The sequence below is a fragment of the Treponema denticola genome (assembly GCF_024400535.1).
In the GTDB taxonomy this organism is placed as follows: domain Bacteria; phylum Spirochaetota; class Spirochaetia; order Treponematales; family Treponemataceae; genus Treponema_B; species Treponema_B denticola_C.
The window spans coordinates 716430-730870 of sequence record NZ_CP038800.1; the positions used below are offsets into that span (position 1 = coordinate 716430).

Here is a 14441-nt window from a genome sequence, read left to right on the forward strand (position 1 = left end):
CTATGGCTGATGAACAGAACATTGCCGATAATTTTAGTGATTTAATCGATAAGATTGTTGTACAATATAACAAAGGCGTTATTCTTGATTTTGTAACCTCTCATTCATTTAAAATTATTGAAGAATCTATGGATAATTTGCAGGAGAAGTTTGAAACTATCCTTTCCGCCTTTGAAGAAATACAAAAGGAAAGCAGCTCTTCTGCATCTAATGCCAATTATGTAGATGAAATGCTTTCTAATGTTTTAAAAAGAAGAACCGTAATTCAAGAAGAAATTCATGAGAGGGTTGAGGAAGTTGAAGCCACTGCGAAAAATGCAGAAAATGCAGCTTCCGCTTTTGAGGTGCTAAAGGACAGGACTGCGGAAGTTGAAGATATGCTGTCGGGTATTAAAGATGTTTCCGTAAGGACCGGTATTCTTGCAATCAATGCTTCAATTGAAGCCGCCCGTGCCGGAAGTGTCGGAAACGGGTTTAGAATTATTGCGAATGAGGTGCGCTCTCTCGCAACCCAGACCGGAGATTTTGCAAAAAAAATCGAATCAAAACTGGAAGAATTAAATAAATCGGTTGATGAAATAAACAATAGTATGACCGGTTTTATAGAACTTTTTTCAAAATTCAGAAAATCATTTAACGGTGTATTAGCTAATTTGGATGAAAACTCGGCAACCCTTAAAGATGCAGGTTTTTCGTTGGCCGAAATAACCGCTTCCATAAAAGAACAGGATATTACCATAAGGGAAGGCTTTTTGTCGTTAAAGAAGATCGATAACTTTTTACATGACACTTCGACAATTCTTGATGCAGTCCAAACAAGCCATGAACATCTAGGAACCTTGCTGCAGCAAAATTAAAATGAAGAAGGGGATAACCGATTTTCATCGGCCTCTTGAAAAATTGAGTTTCTTGTGCTATTATTCTTATATCATGAAAAAAAGAACTTCATTTTTAATTTGGCTTTTTATTTTGATTGCCTTGGGAGGTACCGCCTTTTTTTTCGGGTGGATGCAGTTTTCAGTTCCTGCCGGATCTTACGGCGTAATGCTTTCAAAGTCGGGAGGCTATCACGACAGGCTCATTATTCCGGGCGAATTTATGTGGCGATGGGAGAGGCTTGTCCCGACCAATTCAAAAATTCTTACCTTTAATTTAAAAGCCCAAGACATTGAGTATAAAAATGAAGGTGCCCTTCCTTCTGCTGATAAATTCGGTTTGGTGATGGAACAAAAAAACGATTTCCGCTGGAAGTTTGCTCTAAAGATTTCGGCTTCAGTAAAGCCTGAAAGTTTAATAAGCCTTGTTAAAAACGCTTCGATAAAAACCCAAGGCGATTTGGACGATTTTATTAGAACAAGAGTTGAAGAAGCCGCTCAAAAATCCGCAAACGAATTTATCGAGTATTTTTTATCCAATCCTGAAGAATATGAAAAGCTGAAATTTCAATATGCAGCCTTTAACGATAAAATCACTTCGGATCTAAAAGGCAAGGAGAATACCGAAATTGAAATTGTTTCGGTTGAGCTTTCTTCCGATTTTGTAATTCCCGATTTAAAACTGTATACGACAATAAGAGATGTTTATTCGGAATATGAAAAAGCAAGGAGCAAGGTCTTTACCGACCTTATGATTGAAGAAGGAAAATCCGCTGCCTCTTCAAAATTCCGAATGAATGATCTAAAAGAATGGGGCGAGCTTTTAAAGCAATATCCTCAGCTCATCGATTTTTTGGCCGTAGCAAGAAGCGATGCGAGCGAAACCCTCAAGGCCTTGCGCGAGCTTAAAGCTAAGATGAGCGGCGCTCAGGTCAGCGGGCAATAGTTTTTACCGATGAAAGCCGAAGAAAAAAAAACATTATACACATTTTTCCGCACAGCCTCGGAATATCTATCGGGTTTTAAAACCGATGAAGAATATCCCGATTTTGCCGATACCGTTCTCCCGGAGACGGTTCTCTCCGGTAGGGAAGGAGCGGACGGCTTAACAATTCCTTTAAGCGATTCGGATGCAGAAAGCGGTTTTGAAACTCTTGAAAAGGTCTATGCTCAAATTGCTTCCTGTAAGGCCTGCCGTCTATGCGAGAGGCGGCATAACACGGTTGCAGGCGAGGGGCCTTGCGAGTTTTCCAATTTTGATAATAAGATAGAAGTAATGGTCATAGGCGAGGGGCCGGGAGCCGATGAGGATGCACAAGGCCGTCCCTTTGTCGGTAAGGCCGGACAGCTTTTGGATAAGATGCTTGCCGCTATCGAATTATACCGCACCCATAATTGTTATATCACAAATGTTGTAAAGTGCAGACCGCCAAATAACCGCGACCCTCTGCCCGATGAAACGGCTGCGTGCAGAAATTATTTAAATGCTCAAATTGCTTTGATAAGGCCTAAGGCGATTCTTGTGGTTGGGCGGGTAGCTCTTCAAAACCTCTTGGAAACCCAGGAAGGAATAGGCAAGATGCACGGCAAGTTTTTTGAATACCAAAACATTCCGCTGATGGCGACCTATCACCCAAGTGCTCTTTTGAGAGATGTCAACTTAAAACGCCCTGCATGGGAAGACCTAAAACTCTTCCGTTCCCGCCTCAATGAATTGCCTCAACAAATTGATTGAGAATAACTAGGCGGCACCTATGGCAAAATGGCTGACTCTTGCCTTTAATCTTCCACTCTACCAAAGCTTTACCTATAAAAACATAGAAGAAGACGGCGGAAGCCTTGTCGGAAAGAGGGCTTCTGTTCAACTCGGCTCAAGAAATTTGATAGGCTTTATAATAGAAGAATCCGAGGTGTTTCCTAAAGACAGCCCTGTGGGAGAAGATAAAATAAAGCCGATTAAACGAGTGGTCGACAAGGAAACAATTTTCGGGCAGGCACAGATAGAACTTGCCTCTTGGATTTCGCACTTTTATATATGCAGCTTCGGAGAAGCACTCTCCGCAATTCTTCCTTCGGGAAAAAGAGAAGTTTCTTTTGAAAACTTAAAATGGGGAGCCGAATTTGAAGATAAGAATTTTTCTCTTTCCGATGAACAAAAAGATGCCGTCGAAAAAATCGTAAACTCAAACAAAAAAGAATTCTTTTATTTATACGGCTTAACCGGTTCAGGGAAGACGGAAGTTTTTTTAAAGGCCGCCGAAAAGATAATCGCAGAAGGCAAGGCCGTCATCTACCTTGTTCCCGAAATAGGGCTTACCCATCAGGTCATAAGTGCGGCCGTAAAACGCTTCGGCTCTCAGGCTGCCGTTTTGCACTCAGGCCTTACGGGAAGCGAAAGGCTTAACCAATGGATGAGGATAAGACGGGGAGAAGCCCTGATGATTGTCGGGGCGAGGAGTGCCGTCTTTGCTCCTGCTAAAAACATAGGCCTTATCATAATCGATGAAGAGCATGATGCTTCATATAAGTCGGGTTCCGTGCCCCGCTACCATGCCCGCCAGACTGCGATGTACTTGGCCGTAAAGCATAATTGCCCCGTGGTAATGGGCTCTGCAACTCCATCGCTTGAAGCGTGGAATATGATTCAAAACAAAAAAATCAAACTCCTTTCCCTTTCAAAAAGACTTGCAGGCGGAAGCCTTCCTCAAATCGAAATAGAAAATATTTCCGGCTTAAAGGGAGCTTTGAGCGACAGGCTTATAAGCGAAATACGCAAAACCAAAAATGAAGGAAAACAAACAATTCTTTTTTTGAACAGGCGGGGCTTTTCCCATATTTTTCGATGCCGTTCCTGCGGCTATGAGATGCTTTGCAAAAACTGTTCCGTGCCGATGACCTTTCATAAAAGTGAAAATGTAATGAAATGCCACTATTGCGGAATGCAGGCAAGGCCGCCTTCTCTTTGCCCCGAATGTAATTCCCTCGATATAGGCTATGCCGGTGTCGGTACGGAATTTATCGAAGAAGAAGTTTCCCGCTCCTTCCCCGATTGCACGGTTGCGAGGATTGACACCGACACTGTTTCCAAAAAGAACAGTCTTGAAAACCGCTTAAAAGATTTTAAGGAGGGGAAAATAGATATCCTCCTCGGAACTCAGATGATAGCAAAGGGTTTGAATTTTCCGAAAGTAAGGCTGGTCGGAATTATCCTTGCAGACACGGGGCTTCAAATGCCCGACTTTAGAGCCGCCGAAAGGAGTTTCGCACTTATCACTCAGGCGGCAGGAAGGGCAGGGCGGTTCAGCGAGGACGGGCTTGTCATTATTCAAACCCTAAAGCCTAACCATCCTTCGATTGTCTGTGCAAAAAATCACGAGTACGAAAAGTTTTATGAATATGAACTCGGGCAAAGAAAGCTCTTGGATTTTCCGCCCTTTAAGCGTCTGATTCGTTTGGTCTTTAGAAGCAAGGACTTAAAAAAAGCCGAGCTGGCCGCAGAAGGTGCCGCGAACATTCTAAAATATATTCTGTCTTCACAAAACAAAGACGAAGCCGAAATAATGGGACCCTCGGAATGTGTCCTATCGATGATAGCCGGAAATCACCGCCAACAGATTTTGCTCCGCTCTTCAAATTTCCCCCTAATCCAAACCGCCACCTCCCGTTTTGTAAAAGAATATAAACCTATGACAGGCATCTACATCGAGGTCGACACCGATCCGGTCAATCTTATGTGAAGCAAAGGAATTTCCGATATGCACTGTATGAGCGATGATTACCTTGTAGAAGAGCTCTTGAGCGAAAAATAGCTTTGTTTTTTGGCTGCCGGTGGTTTCACGCTAGCGACGTTTTGCCGTAAGGCAAAACTCGAAGCTTAAAAAATGTACAGGGATGTACATTTTTTAAGCGGTATACATTTTCCTTAAAAACTGTTATACTCATTCCTCAGTACAAGGAATTTTTATGAAAGAACGATTGGATAATTTAAGAAACAGACTTGTCGAAGTCGAAAAAGAAGTTGAAAACCCTAACCTTATTAAAGATGTTGCAAAATATAAAGAAACCATGAGGGAACACTCCTATCTTTCAAAATTGATGGAAGAATACGATAACTATCTTTCTATCGAAAAGCAGATAGAAGATTCCAAGCTTCTCATTCAAGAAGAAAGCGATGCCGAGCTTAAAGAGATGGCGAGGGAAGAGCTGCATTCTCTTGAAGCCGCCTTTGAAAAAAGCGAGGCCGATCTCAAGATGCTTTTAATTCCGCCAGATCCTCTTGAAGAAAAAAATATTATTATGGAAATACGCGGCGGTACAGGAGGAGATGAAGCTGCCCTCTTTGCGGCCGACCTTTTTAGAATGTACACCCACTATGCCGAAATGAAAAACTGGAAGTACGAGGTTTTGTCCCTAAACGAAACCGAGCTCGGCGGTTACAAGGAAATTACTTTTTCCATTTCAGGAAAGTATGTTTACGGAAGTCTCCGCTATGAGTCGGGCGTTCACCGCGTTCAGCGTGTTCCTGAAACGGAGGGCTCAGGCCGCATTCACACAAGTGCCGTAACCGTTGCGGTTTTGCCCGAAGCCGAAGAAACCGAAATCGAAATCAATCAAGAAGATTTGCGTATCGATGTTATGCGTGCAGGCGGCCCGGGCGGTCAGTGCGTTAATACCACGGACTCGGCAGTCCGCATTACCCACATACCCACAGGCCTTGTCGTTATTTGTCAGGATGAAAAAAGCCAGATTAAAAATAAGGCAAAGGCTATGCGTGTTTTGCGAAGCCGCCTTTATGATTTGGAAGAAAGTAAAAAGCAGGCAGAACGGGCTCAAAACAGAAAAAGTCAGGTCGGTTCCGGCGACCGCTCCGAGCGTATCCGCACCTATAACTTTCCGCAAAACCGCGTAACCGATCACCGCATTAACTTAACCCTTTACAAATTGGATGCGGTCATGCAGGGTGCCCTCGACGAATTAATCGATGCCCTCTGTATAGCCGCCCGCGAAGAAATGATGAAGGCCGCAGACCATCACTTGGAGCATAAATAAGGCTCAATGCTTTTTTTTACCGTAAAGGATGCCCGTCTTTTTGCTGCTCATTCCTTCCTTTCTTCGCACCTTTTAAAAAGGAACGGATACGGAAGGAATGAGGCTCTCTTTGATGCCGATATTTTGATAGCTCATCTTTTAAAAAAAGAACGCTCATGGCTTTTGTCTCATTCCTATTTTGATTTTTTACCCTACAAAAATGAGTTTGAAGTTTTTGTAAAGAAGAGAAGTTCAGGTCTCCCCATTGCCTATTTAACCGGAACAAAAGATTTTTTCGGGAGAACTTTTTATGTAAATGAAAATGTGCTTATCCCCAAGCCCGACACCGAAACCTTGGTAGAGCTTGCATTGAATTTTGCAAAGGAAAAATTAAAAAAAAATGAGTCTCTCTTTGTTTTGGATATTTGCACGGGGACAGGCTGTATAGGCCTATCCCTTACGGCGGAGCTTTATGAAATTGCTTTTATACAAAATAATTTTGATAAACCGCAGAGGGCACAAAGAATGCAAAGTTATTTTGATAAAAGTTTTTTTTTAGTTCTTGCGGATATTTCGGAAGAGGCTTTAAAAGTTTGTAAAAAGAATATGGATTCTCTTTTGCCTCAATCTCTTTATAAGAGGGTTCTTGCAGTAAGAGCCGATCTGCGTTTTTCTTTTCCCTGCGTACCGGAGTCAAAACGAAGCTACGATTTGATAACTGCAAATCCGCCATACGTTCCGTCAAAGCTTACGGAAAGCCTTTTAGAAGACGGCCGCTCTGAACCCCGCCTTGCCCTTGACGGCGGTATTGAAGGGCTGGACTTAATTCCGCCCTTGGCACAAAATTCTTATTTAAGCTTAAACCCCGGCGGGAAACTTTTTGTTGAAGTAGGCGAATACCATGCAGCCCAAGCTGCCGAGATTTTTAGAAACGCAGGTTTTTCGCAAGTTCAAATTCATAAAGACCTTGCAGGCAGTGACCGAGTCATAGAGTGCACAAAATTAAAAAATATGATATAATGGATTAAGGATGTATGATGAACAGTTCGGCAGAAATTCAGCCTCACTGTTTATCTAACGAGTTTTGTACATTGAGTACAAAACATCGCATTATTGTATGCAGTTTGTAAACAAACTGCGTGAAAAAACTCTTTTCAGGATTTAATAATCCTTGCAAAAAGGTTTTATGAGAGGTGGAAAATGTCGGGTATCCGAAGATTGCCTATAGGCGTTCAAAGTTTTGAGGTTATGCGTAATGACGGTTTTGTTTATGTAGATAAAACCGAATATGTGGTAAAGCTTGCAGCTGAAAGCCGTGTGTTTTTTTTAAGCCGTCCGCGAAGGTTTGGAAAAAGCCTTTTTCTTTCTACCTTAAAGGCTTATTTTTTAGGCAAAAAAGAGCTTTTTAAAGGGCTCTATATCGAAGGCGCGGAACAAAAGCGCGCTCAAATAGAAGGCAGAGAAGCATGGGTGAAGTATCCCGTTCTATACTTGGATTTTAATGCAGGGATTTATGATTCAAAGGAGGGGCTTGTAAACCGTCTCCTTTCATTTTTTAATGAATATGAACAACTTTACGAGAGCTCTGGTCTCGATATCCCTGACCGCTTTAGAAACCTAATAAAAAAGGCCTACGAAAAAACAGGTAAGCAGGCGGTCATCCTTGTAGACGAATACGATAAACCCCTCCTTGAAACTATGATTATAAATGAGCCTCTAAATGAAGAATACCGCCGTATCTTAAAGGGGTTTTACGGTGTAATAAAATCATGCGACGAGTATCTCCGTTTTGCATTTTTAACGGGGGTTACCAAATTCAGTAAAGTCAGTATCTTCAGCGATCTAAACAATTTGAGGGACATATCTCTCGAAAAAGATTATTCAGATATCTGCGGTATCACTGAAATCGAATTGAAGCAATCTTTTAAACCCGAAATTGAAGCCTTGGCGGAAAATCTTAAGCTAAGTTATGAAGAAACTCTTGCTCTTCTAAAAAAGCGTTATGACGGATATTTTTTTCATCCTGAAGGAGAGAGCGTATACAACCCCTTTAGTTTGCTTAATGCCTTTATAAAAAAGGAAACAAGCTCTTATTGGTTTTCGACCGGAACCCCTACTTTTTTGGTCAGAACCTTAGAAAAGCAAAAAGATGTATCGATCCGCGATATTTTAGAAGATGCCGAAATGAGTGAAAACGCCTTACAGGATTACCGCCCCGATATGAATAACCCTATACCTATTCTATTCCAATCGGGCTATCTTACCTTAAAAGATTATGATGAAAGACTAGACTTGTACAAACTGGGCTTTCCTAATGATGAGGTAAAATACGGCTTTTTAGATAACCTTGTTCCCGCTTACACTTCAATCTCAAAGGATTCAAGCGGTTTATTTATAGGGAATTTTGTAAGAGCCATCGAGAAGGGCGATATCGAATCTTTTATGAAAAGAATGTATACTGCCTGTGCCGGGCTTCCCTACAGCTTGGCTTCAAAAGAAAATATTCAGATGAGGGAAAGAGATTATCAGATAGCCTTTTATATAATCTTTAGCCTGATGGGACAGTTTGTTCAAACCGAAGTAGTAAGCTCAAAAGGCAGGGCTGACTGTATAGTTCACACGAATGATACGGTCTACATCTTTGAGTTTAAGCTGATGAATTCGGGTACGCCTAAAGAAGCTATTCAACAGATAAAAGAAAAAGGCTATGCCGAACCCTACAAGACGGGCGGAAAAAAGATAGTTCTAATAGGTGCTGTTTTTGCCGACGGTATAGATGAAGAAACTGCCAGTACTTGGGAAGCGGAAGCCTTATAGCCCGTCCGATTAAAAAGATAATGCTTTTAAACTGTTTTTACATATCTCATTTCGGGAGCCTTCAAATCTTCATGGACTTGTGTTTTGCCGTCCGGCTTAAAGCCGTTATGCTCATAAAAACTTCTTGCAATCCGGTTTTCTTGAAATACCCAGATGCATAATTCATGTATGCCGGCTTCTTTTGCTTCTTTTTGAAAATGAGTAATTAATTTTGAACCTACTCCCGACCTTTCAAAAGCTTTTTCTACATAAATAGCCATAAGTTCAAAACTATCAGGCTTATCGTTGTCCCGGCACATTCCCGTACGCATCATCCCTTTTATTATTCCGTATTTGTCATCTTCATAAACATAGAATTTTGATGTACTGTTTTGAGTATTAACTTGTTCCTTTAAACGCTCGATAGATTTTTCAACCGACAGCTCAGTAAACAAAAAATTATCGTCGACGATACCCCTATAAGTATTTCTCCAACCGTAAACATTTATTTCTGCAACTCTTGATAAGTCCTTTAATTCTGCAAGTCTGACCATTGTTTTTCTCCTTTTTATTATAAATTCTTCATACAGATATCGGACAAAAAACAGTTTTCACATTCGGGTTTTCTGGCCTTGCAGATATATCGCCCATGCAGGAGAATCCAGTGGTGAGCATTTAGTAAATATTTTTTTGGAGTAACTTTAAGTAAATCTTCTTCAACTTGAATCGGAGTCTTGCCCGATGAAAGGCCTATGCGCGGAGCTGTCCGGAGAATATGGGTATCTACTGCGATTGCGGGTTTTCCGAAGCCCATATTTAAAACTACGTTTGCGGTTTTGCGGCCGACTCCGGGAAGTTTTATAAGTTCTTCCATTGTATCTGGAACCCTTCCTGAATACTCATTTTGAATTATGCGGCTTAATTCAAAAATACGTTTAGCCTTCGTCGGATATAAATTTATTGTTTTGATGTATTCGCGAATTCCTTCCTCGCCCAGTTCTATCATTTTTTGAGGCGTATCGGCTGCCTTAAAAAAAAGGCCCGTTGCTTTATTTACGCCGACATCAGTCGCTTGTGCAGACAGTACCACCGCTACCAAAAGGGTAAAAATATTTGTAGAATGTAATTCTCCTTTCGGGTTAGGATTATTTTTTTTGAAACGGCGGTATACTTCTTCGATTTTATCTTTATCCAATAAATTCATTTTTTTTCCTTAACGGTTTTAGCTTAGGTGAACCCGACAGCTTGCATCCCATGATAAAAAGAATCGGAACCAAAATTAAAAAGACTGGTACTACCGTGATAAATGCAATGAACAAATCGTATTTATCGCCGACTATGCCCATGATAAAACTTGCAGTGCTGTAACCGGGAACTCCGAAGCAGGATAAAAAAATCATAAGGGCTGTTGCATCTACCGGAAGGATGGCTGCGGCAAAGGATTGGATTGTCGGCCAAAGGCATGCAAGGCAAAGACCCATACAAAATAAAAAGGCAGCCAAACCGAAAAGCGAGTTTACAAAAACAAATAATAGGCTGACTATAAATGAAGCAATCGAAGAAACTATTATCGCTTTTTGAATGGAAACTTTTTTTAAGACCTTGCTGTTTAAGGATCTTCCGATAAACATTCCGAGAGCAAAGCTCGCCGTTACAATTCCTGCATAAAAGGCAGAGGCTTTTAAATAGAGCTGAATTAGGGTAGCCGACCAAAAGGCAAAAGCTCCTTCGGCGCCTCCTGCAAAGAAAAGGGATAGGCCGAAAAGCCAAAAGGAGGGCAGGGAAAATATCTCTTTAAAGGCAGCCTTGCTTCCGTCCGAAGGAGGAAGTTTTATTTTTTTTGATGAAGGATAGGAAAAACAAATCAATAGAGCAAAAATAGATAGGCCTATGTAAATGTATCTCCAGTTTATTCCTATCGAAAGAAGATAGCCGAAACCTATCAGACCGGAACAAGTTCCCAATGGCCAAAAGGCATGCATCATATTCATCTTTGCACCGGTATCGTTCGGATATAAATCGTTTACTATGGGAGTCAGCAGGGCTTCCATATTTGCAACGCCCAAGCCCATACAAAGAGCGCTTAAAAGAGCAGTAAAAAAGTTTATGCTTTTTGAAAAGGAAAAAAGCCCTGCGGTTAATATCAAAAGAGCTGTGCGCAAAACTTTTATCTTGCCGAATTTGGCAGCAAAGATGGGGCTTATAAAAAGAATTATCATCTGCTCGATAGCACAAAGCATTCCGAATAATCCCGCTTCCGTAAGCGAAAAATTTAAGTCTCTTTTAATATTTACGAGGCATATTGAGATTGCAATGGAAGAAAGAGAATAAACCAAGAAACTAAGGCCTGAAACATTAAAGGTTCTTTTTCGTAGATCTTTCATAAGGAATTATCGATATGATATTGTTTTTTATAAGAATAGTCAAGGCGGAGTGTTTTGTTTAAAATTCCTCACAGGATATTCTCAACTATTAAAAAAATTCCAATTGAGATTGCTGCTTATATTCAAAGCTGTGAGTCATTTGATAACATTCACTTCTTGAATCGCAATAAATGCAGCCATGAGAGCAGCCCCGATAAATATTTATTCCGTTTTTAGGAGATAAGATTCCTTTTGCTTTTACAAAGTGCATGAGATATTATAACATAAAAACACATTTATTTGTTCTTATTGAAATTATTTCTGGTATATTTAAATTTAGGATTGAATCTTTTTAGTCCATATCGAAACCATTGAGGATATTTCTTTGCTCCTTTTAAAAATAGTTCTGCTCGCTGCTCAAGGAAAATCTGTTCCGGAGTTTTATCCTCATACGAATTTTTATCCACACTAGACCTTTGGTTAGATTGAATTTTATTATACATGCTTGACCTACAACTTTTTATATTATGTACACTAATAAGCTTGGAGATTTTGCATAATTATTCGGATATAAAAGGCTCTATTGTACAAACCAAATACACTTACTATTGGTAATATCGGCATAAATAAAGATTTTTTTAGTGTTTTTTAAAATTATTTAAGTTTTCGGATAAAATTTCCTCCCCTTGCCTTTTTACCGATAATTTATTATCCTTTAATATATTGATTTAATATTACATTTTTAAATACCCCTTTGCGCTCTTTGCGTCTTTGCGGTTTATTTTGGAGGTTTGTTCAACCCAAGCTCCTGAGATTGGCGTCGCTTGGTTTGACCTTAAAGTTTTGCACGAGGCAAAACTTTTAATATGATATGCACTTTCTCATTTCATTACGAAAGTGCGTAAAAAACAATGCTCGGGATTTGAAAATCCCTTAAGCTTATTTTTTTGGAGGTTGATATGGCACAGTACAAGTTTGAAACTGAAGTGAACCAGCTTTTGTCGCTCATTATTCATTCGCTTTATTCAAACAAGGAAATCTTTTTAAGGGAGCTTGTCTCCAATGCTTCGGATGCATTAGACAAGTTAAAGTATTTAACCCTTTCCGATGAGGCTTATAAGCAGATTAAATTCGAGCCCAGAATCGATATCTGTTTTGATGACACGGCCAATACGCTTACCGTGCGGGATACCGGCTTGGGTATGAACGAGGAAGACCTAAAAAATAATTTGGGAACGATAGCAAGATCCGGAACAAAGGCTTTTTTAGATCAGCTTGCTGCTGCCGATAAAAAAGATTCCAACCTTATCGGTCAGTTCGGTGTAGGCTTTTATTCGGCCTTTATGGCAGCCTCTACCATCGACGTTATTTCCAAAAAAGCCGGAGAAAACGATGTGTGGAAATGGACTTCGGACGGAAAGGGAGCCTACGACTTGGAAAAGGTTGACGATACGGCCTTCCCCATAATAGATGATGTACCCGAAGGAGCAAACGGAACCTGTGTTATTCTTCACTTAAATAATGAGGACTCGGAGTATGCTACCCGTTGGCGTATTGAAGAAATAATTAAAACCTATTCCGACCACATCGCTTTCCCAATCTATCTTCATTTTACCGAAAAGCAATATGACGATAAGGGAAAAGTAAAATCGGAAGCCTTTAAAATCGAACAGATAAACGATGCCGGAGCTATTTGGCAAAAGCCCAAATCGGAATTAAAAGAAGAAGATTATTTTAACTTTTATAAATCCCTTTCGCACGATTCTCAAGAGCCTCTACTCTATGTGCACACAAAGGCGGAAGGAACTCAAGAATACACAACCCTCTTTTATGTTCCGTCGAAAGCACCCTTCGATATGTTCCATGCGGATTATAAGCCCGGCGTTAAGCTCTTTGTAAAGAGGGTCTTTATTACCGATGATGAAAAAGAACTTCTGCCCACATATCTCCGCTTTGTGCGCGGTGTTATAGACAGCGAAGATTTACCCCTAAATGTAAGCCGTGAGATCTTGCAGCAAAATAGGATTCTTTCAAACATTAAAAATGCTTCGGTTAAAAAACTTTTAGGAGAGTTTAAAAAGCTCGCCGAAAACAACAAAGAAAAATACAATAAATTCATCGCCGAATTTAACCGCCCCTTAAAAGAAGGCTTGTACAGCGACTATGAGCACAGGGAAGAACTCGCCGACTTGGTACGCTTTAAGACAACTTCGCCCGAAGTAAAAGAAGATGAGTGGACCAGCTTTGCCGATTATGTTTCGAGAATGAAAAGCGATCAAAAGGCTATCTATTACATTACAGGCGAAGATGAAAAGACCTTGCGCCAATCTCCTCATCTTGAAGTTTACAAACAAAAAGACTTTGAAGTTTTAATTATGCCCGATGAGATTGACGACATAATTATTCCTTCATTGGGAAAATACAAGGAATGGGAATTAAAGGCGGCAAACAGAGCCGGCTCCGACAAGGAACTTAATACCGAAGAAGAAACTAAAGCAGCCGAAAAAAAAGAAAAGGACTTTAAGCCCGTACTCGAAAAGATTAAAGAGGTACTCGGCGATAAGGTAAAAGAGGTACGCTTTTCAAAACGCCTTTCCGATTCTCCTTCATGTATAGTTGTGGACGAAACCGATCCCAGCTTGCAGATGGAAAGAATGATGAGGGCTATGGGGCAGTTTAATACAAGTGCCGTAAAACCGATTTTGGAAGTAAATGCCGATCATCCCTTGGTTCAAAAATTAAAGGATTCGAAGGATAAAGAATTTGTAGAAGATATGTCCAACCTCCTTTTGGAACAAGCCCTCCTGGTCGAAAGCGGAGAGCTAAAGGCTCCGGTTGACTTTGTAAAAAGGCTTAACAGGCTGATGACAAACTTAAAATAGATTTTATTTAGTTTTTTTTTATTAGGGAAGCGATAAACAGTTCGGCATGGATTCTGCCGAGCTGTTTATCTTCATGTTATAGGAGGCGATATGTATCTAGATAAAGCGGCGGCGATGGAACTTGTGGACGGGGACATGGAAATCTATATGAGTTTACTTGAAACCTTTATCGAAGCCTATGAAAAAGATGAGGCTGAAATAGATCGGTTGAATGTTCTCTTAAGTGCAAGTGCCGAAACTGTTTTAAGTGATGATGTTTTACGTGAAAATGTACGGAAAACGGCTCACAAGATAAAGGGAAGTTCCTATACGGTCGGTGCAAACATCTTGGGCGACTCTGCAAAAAATATCGAAAAGTTTTTGGTTGAACCTTCAAATATTAAAAGCCCTGCAAACATTGAATTGCTTGACGGCTTTTTTGCAAAGTTTAAAGAAAATTATGCTAATACTTTAGAAGAAATGAAAACGGTTATCGCTTAAAGCTTTTTTAAGTAATT

Annotated in this window: 12 protein-coding genes and 1 pseudogene; 9 read left to right on the top strand and 4 right to left on the bottom strand. The window is 40.4% G+C overall.

The window, feature by feature from the left end:
• Positions 1-2: 2 nt before the first annotated feature.
• The 7 genes from E4N78_RS03260 (at position 3) to E4N78_RS03290 (ending at position 8720) form a co-directional block, all read left to right on the top strand.
• Positions 3-857: a methyl-accepting chemotaxis protein gene (locus E4N78_RS03260; protein WP_255811641.1), complete on the top strand. Its 855-nt coding sequence runs from the start codon at positions 3-5 to the stop codon at positions 855-857.
• Positions 858-930: 73 nt separating this feature from the next.
• A complete protein-coding gene (locus E4N78_RS03265) occupies positions 931-1821 on the top strand; it encodes an SPFH domain-containing protein (RefSeq protein WP_255811642.1) in 891 nt (296 codons plus the stop codon).
• Positions 1822-1830: 9 nt separating this feature from the next.
• Positions 1831-2610 carry a uracil-DNA glycosylase gene (locus E4N78_RS03270; protein WP_255811643.1) on the top strand — a complete coding sequence of 260 codons (780 nt, stop codon included), beginning with the start codon at positions 1831-1833 and terminating at the stop codon, positions 2608-2610.
• A gap of 19 nt (positions 2611-2629) precedes the next feature.
• On the top strand, positions 2630-4612 hold the full coding sequence (gene priA, locus E4N78_RS03275) for a replication restart helicase PriA (RefSeq protein WP_255811644.1): 1983 nt from the start codon (positions 2630-2632) through the stop codon (positions 4610-4612).
• Positions 4613-4838: 226 nt separating this feature from the next.
• Complete coding sequence (prfA, locus tag E4N78_RS03280; RefSeq protein ID WP_255811645.1) at positions 4839-5924, top strand: peptide chain release factor 1; 1086 nt, start codon at positions 4839-4841, stop codon at positions 5922-5924.
• Between the two features lie 6 nt (positions 5925-5930).
• Complete coding sequence (gene prmC, locus E4N78_RS03285) at positions 5931-6923, top strand: peptide chain release factor N(5)-glutamine methyltransferase (RefSeq protein WP_255811646.1); 993 nt, start codon at positions 5931-5933, stop codon at positions 6921-6923.
• 180 nt (positions 6924-7103) lie between these two features.
• Entirely contained in the window at positions 7104-8720 is a 1617-nt protein-coding gene (locus E4N78_RS03290) for an ATP-binding protein (protein ID WP_255811647.1), read from the top strand.
• A 26-nt stretch (positions 8721-8746) separates the two neighbouring features.
• On the opposite strand, the gene E4N78_RS03295 is transcribed toward E4N78_RS03290, so the two are convergent.
• From E4N78_RS03295 to E4N78_RS03310, 4 genes and pseudogenes are all read right to left on the bottom strand, one after another.
• Positions 8747-9253 (bottom strand): GNAT family N-acetyltransferase, encoded by a 507-nt coding sequence (locus tag E4N78_RS03295; protein WP_255811648.1) that lies wholly within the window; start codon positions 9251-9253, stop codon positions 8747-8749.
• A gap of 17 nt (positions 9254-9270) precedes the next feature.
• Positions 9271-9903 carry an endonuclease III gene (gene nth, locus E4N78_RS03300; RefSeq protein ID WP_255811649.1) on the bottom strand — a complete coding sequence of 211 codons (633 nt, stop codon included), beginning with the start codon at positions 9901-9903 and terminating at the stop codon, positions 9271-9273.
• Complete coding sequence (locus tag E4N78_RS03305; RefSeq protein WP_255811650.1) at positions 9887-11083, bottom strand: MFS transporter; 1197 nt, start codon at positions 11081-11083, stop codon at positions 9887-9889. The genes nth and E4N78_RS03305 overlap by 17 nt, the downstream gene beginning before the upstream one ends.
• Positions 11084-11204: 121 nt before the next feature.
• A pseudogene (locus tag E4N78_RS03310) lies at positions 11205-11333 on the bottom strand (radical SAM protein); the annotation flags it as partial.
• Positions 11334-12021: 688 nt separating this feature from the next.
• Here E4N78_RS03310 and htpG point away from each other — a divergent pair.
• The gene (gene htpG, locus E4N78_RS03315; protein WP_255811651.1) at positions 12022-13944 is read left to right on the top strand and encodes a molecular chaperone HtpG; all 1923 of its coding nucleotides are present in this window, start codon (positions 12022-12024) and stop codon (positions 13942-13944) included.
• Between the two features lie 90 nt (positions 13945-14034).
• Positions 14035-14424, top strand: coding sequence for an Hpt domain-containing protein (locus E4N78_RS03320; protein ID WP_255811652.1), 390 nt, complete (start codon positions 14035-14037; stop codon positions 14422-14424).
• Positions 14425-14441 lie beyond the last annotated feature (17 nt).